This window comes from Priestia sp. P5_B4 (assembly GCF_056400385.1).
In genome coordinates this window covers 1-527 of the sequence record NZ_JBFULJ010001523.1, presented here as the reverse complement: position 1 = coordinate 527, position 527 = coordinate 1, and the positions used below count along the sequence as shown (strand labels likewise).

Annotated in this window: 1 protein-coding gene; it reads right to left on the bottom strand. The window is 38.5% G+C overall.

What is annotated here, in order from left to right; genetic code table 11:
* Nucleotides 1-80 precede the first annotated feature (80 nt).
* Nucleotides 81-527: CBO0543 family protein (locus tag AC1DRF_RS31955; RefSeq protein WP_477742822.1), on the bottom strand; the 447-nt coding region annotated here is incomplete at its 5' end.

The following is a 527-nucleotide window of genomic DNA, read 5'->3' as shown; positions in this document are numbered from 1 at the left end:
CCTCTATTCTCAGAGAGGAAAATTATATTTAGATGTAATTCCTATTATATTTCCTTTTCCTCCGTCTAGTCAATGAAAAGTTAAGGCATAGGAATATCAAAAAAAATAAATAAGAAAGCTATGAAGCTTCCAGATAGAATCCAAGCGACCAGTGCTGTCTTCTGATGAATGACTAAAAGTGAGAACGTGGCAATGTTGAAGAGAAAAGAACACAGCAGCGACCATCCATAATGATGAGTGATACTGTGATTAACATAAGCAATGAACTCAATCACAGTAAATAAAAGCGCCCACAAAAGAATCCACCACAGCCTGCCGCTTACATGCAGCGGCAGCCTTCCTAAAAAAACCGGTATAACAAACGGATAAATAATTAAAGTTATTCCAAGGGAAACCATTAGGTGATCGGGTAGAAAAAGGTGATCAATACCTACAGGGTGAAATACCCATACGCGGTGATGAAACAGCAGCACTTCATAAAGCAAATTCCCTGTGACCCAAAACAGCAAAGTAGGATAGTATTCTTG